5 protein-coding genes are annotated in these 3,433 nt (G+C 59.5%); 4 read left to right on the forward strand and 1 reads right to left on the reverse strand.

The features are described 5' to 3' along the window. Window positions 1-195 precede the first annotated feature (195 nt). From AC1DT3_RS15475 to aroQ, 4 genes are all read left to right on the forward strand, one after another. Complete coding sequence (locus AC1DT3_RS15475; RefSeq protein WP_477466135.1) at window positions 196-864, forward strand: amino acid ABC transporter permease; 669 nt, start codon at window positions 196-198, stop codon at window positions 862-864. Between the two features lie 10 nt (window positions 865-874). Beyond that, window positions 875-1,516: an amino acid ABC transporter permease gene (locus AC1DT3_RS15480; RefSeq protein ID WP_477466136.1), complete on the forward strand. Its 642-nt coding sequence runs from the start codon at window positions 875-877 to the stop codon at window positions 1,514-1,516. 59 nt (window positions 1,517-1,575) lie between these two features. Next, window positions 1,576-2,415 carry a transporter substrate-binding domain-containing protein gene (locus AC1DT3_RS15485; RefSeq protein ID WP_477466137.1) on the forward strand — a complete coding sequence of 280 codons (840 nt, stop codon included), beginning with the start codon at window positions 1,576-1,578 and terminating at the stop codon, window positions 2,413-2,415. A gap of 88 nt (window positions 2,416-2,503) precedes the next feature. Beyond that, a complete protein-coding gene (gene aroQ / locus AC1DT3_RS15490) occupies window positions 2,504-2,947 on the forward strand; it encodes a type II 3-dehydroquinate dehydratase (RefSeq protein WP_477466138.1) in 444 nt (147 codons plus the stop codon). Window positions 2,948-2,976: 29 nt separating this feature from the next. Here aroQ and AC1DT3_RS15495 read toward each other — a convergent pair. Then, the coding region (locus AC1DT3_RS15495) for a TetR/AcrR family transcriptional regulator (RefSeq protein ID WP_477466139.1) at window positions 2,977-3,433 on the reverse strand (457 nt) is incomplete at its 5' end.

A 3,433-nucleotide genomic window follows, 5' to 3' on the forward strand; every position in this document is an offset into this window, starting at 1 on the left:
ACGCAGCTCTCACCACAGTAAATGGACTGTCTGGTTAATTTTGCTTGACCAATTGAACTATCTCGTACATTTTTTGCCATGCGACAAGTACGCAGGCTGTCTGGCCGGTCGTTATCAGGCACCTATTGAGAGGTGCCGTCACCAGAACGCGAATTGGATCGACCCAAAAGAAGGTCGACCTCGCAAGGAAACGCCATGGACTACAAGCTTGATTTCACGCCGGTATTGGATGGGCTGCCGAGCTTGCTCATGGCCTGCCTCGGTACGTTTGGGCTGGCGATCTCCGGAATGTTGCTCGCCATCATCATCGGGGTAGGTGGGGTCATGTTGCGCGACTCCCGCATCAAGCCCATTCGCTGGTTCGTCATGGCGTTCGTGGAAGTGATCAGGAACACGCCGTTCCTGGTGCAGATCTTCTTCATCTATTTCGCGCTTCCGCTGGCTGGTCTGCGGCTCGATCCGACGCCGACAGCCATCATCGCCCTCGGCATCAATGGCGGCGCTTACGCCATCGAGATCATCCGCGGCGGCGTGCAATCGATCAGCCGCGGGCAGATCGAGGCGGGTTTGGCCCTCGGGCTGCACAAGACTCAAGTGTTCATGTTGATCGTGCTGAAGCCGGCGCTACGCGCGATCTTTCCCTCTCTCACAAGCCAATTCGTTCTCTTGACGCTGACGACCAGCGTCGCATCCGCGATCTCGGCTTATGAGCTCACCTCGGTTGCCCAAAGGATCGAGTCCGAGAGCTTCAGGAGCTTCGAGGTGTATGGCACCGTGACGGTGTTCTACCTGGTCATCTCCTGGCTCATGATGCGCTTTTTCGGACTGATCTCCTCGCGCTACTTCAGCTATCCGGTCAAGTGAGGAGTGTCGCGTGGGACCCAATGAATTCCTCTTCCTCCTCGCCGGTCTGAAATGGACCGTGGCTCTATCCGCGATCGGCTTCGTTTTCGGCGGCATAGCGGGTCTCGGCGTCGCGTTGGCACGCACATCCGGCATCTCGATCGTCGAGCGCATCACGGCGGGCTACATCGCAATCTTCCAGGGCACGCCGCTGCTCATGCAGCTTTTCGTGGTGTATTACGGGCTCGCTCTCGTCGGCCTGAAGCTGGACGCGTGGGTCGCGGTTTCGATCGGCTTCACGCTGCATGCCAGCGCGTATCTGGGCGAGATCTGGCGCGGTTCCATCGATGCGGTTCCCGGTGGACAGACCGAAGCCGCCAACGCGCTGAGCCTGCGATACGTATCGCGCATGAAAGACGTGATCCTGCCGCAGGCGCTGCGCATCTCGCTGCCCGCGACCATTGGATTTCTCGTGCAGCTCATCAAGGGCACGTCCCTCGCTGCGATCGTCGGCTTCACCGAGCTGACGCGGGCCGGCAACATCATTTCGAACCAGATCTTTCAGCCTCTGCTGGTCTTCGGAATCGTCGGCGCTCTCTATTTCATCATGTGCTGGCCGCTGTCGCTCTTCGGCGCACGGCTGGAGCGTCAGTTCGCGGCGAGTACACGTTAAGCGGAAATCACTAACGACCACCAAGGCCAAAAGGCCGAGATCAACCCAGGGAGAATGTCATGAAGAAGCCGACCAATAGGATGCCGAGCCGCCGCTATGTTCTGCTTGCATCTGCGGCGTTGCTAGGTGCGGCTGCGGTGATGCAGCCGGCTTTTGCGATCACGCCGGCGGAGATCAAGGCGAAGGGCAAGCTTGTCGTCGGGATTCAGGGTGACAACCCGCCATGGGGTTTTGTGACCAGCGGCGGCAAGCAGGATGGTCTGGATGCCGACATCGCCACGCTGTTCGGCAAGGAGCTCGGCGTTCCGGTCGAGTTCGTTCCTCTGGAGGTGAACAACCGCATTCCGGCGCTGACGACGGGTCGTGTCGATGTGTTGTTTGCAACGATGGCGATGTTGCCTGAGCGCGCCAAGGCGGTGCAGTTCAGTAAGCCTTACGTCGCCAACACCATCGTGCTGATCGGGCCGAAATCGGCCCAGATCAAGACCAACGCCGACATGGCGAAGTTCTCGATCGGTGTCGCCAAGGGTGCGGCACAGGATACGCAGGTGACGAAGAACGCCCCGGAAGGCACCACGATCCGGCGTTACGACGGCGATGCACCGAGCATCCAGGCGCTGGTCTCGGGGCAGGTCCAGGCACTGGGCGGCAACATCTTCTATCTCCAGCGCATCGATCAGGCCCGCCCGGGTGAGTTCGAGAACAAGCTCGAATTCCAGAACCTCTACAACGGTGCGTGCACACGCCTYGGCGAGAAGGAAATCAATGCCGCCATCAACGCCTTCATCGACAAGATCAAGGCCAATGGCGAACTGCAGAAAGTCTACGACAAGTGGATGAAAGTGCCGGTCCACAAATTCCCCGACAGCCTCGAAGGTATCACCTTCTCCGCAAGTTGATCACGAAGCCATCGACAAGGCAGCGCCGATCCCCCTTCGAGGGCCGGTCGGCGCTGCCGTGGCCTATTGAGTTCGAGGCAAGGCAGACATGAACAATCGCATTTACATTCTCAACGGCCCCAACCTCAATTTGCTCGGTCAGCGCGAGCCGGCGATCTACGGCACGACCACGCTCGAGGAAATTCACGAGCGCTGCGAAAAGGCAGCCGGCGACCTGGGTTTCGAGATCGATTTTCGCCAGACGAATTTCGAGGGAGAGCTTGTGGAAAGCGTCCATCAGGCGCGCGCCGAAGCTTGCGGCATCATCATCAATCCAGCTGCCTTCACCTTCACCTCCATCGCTCTCCTCGATGCGCTGAAGATGTTTGACGGACCCAAGATCGAGCTGCACATCTCAAACGTCCATGCCCGCGAAAGCATTTACCACAATTCGCTGATCTCTCGGACCGCAACCGGAATCGTCATTGGATTCGGCGCCGCCGGATACGAACTGGCGATTCAGGCGATGGCCCGATTGGTCGCGCCGAAGTGAGCCCGACCGCGGCGTCGTCACTCGCTCGCTCAGCGGCAGAGCATGCGCAACACGGTATCGATGGCGCTCAGCCGCCGGCGCTCGCGCGCATCTGCCGTGCCCATGTCGTGCCCGAAAACCTGACGGATGCTGGCACGGTTCGAAACATTGTAGAAGCTGAGCGCGCTGATCGTCAGATGGATGTCGATCGGATCGAGCCCCTCGCGGAACAAGCCCTCGCTGACGCCGCGCTGATAGACTTCGCGGATCATGTCGATGGCCGACAAGTTGAGATCGCCGATCTCAGGCGAGCTTTCGAGATGTCTTGCATGATGGATGTTCTCGACCATCACAAGACGGACGAAGTCCGGATTGTCCGCGTGGTAGTCGAAGGTGAAGCCCGTCAGTGTCGCGATCGCTTCGCGCGGGGGGAGCGCTGCCAGATCGAGGCTTCTCTCGAAATTGCGGATCCGGGCATACATCTCCTCGAGCACGGCGCGATAGAGC

The organism is Microvirga sp. P4_G7 (assembly GCF_056401005.1).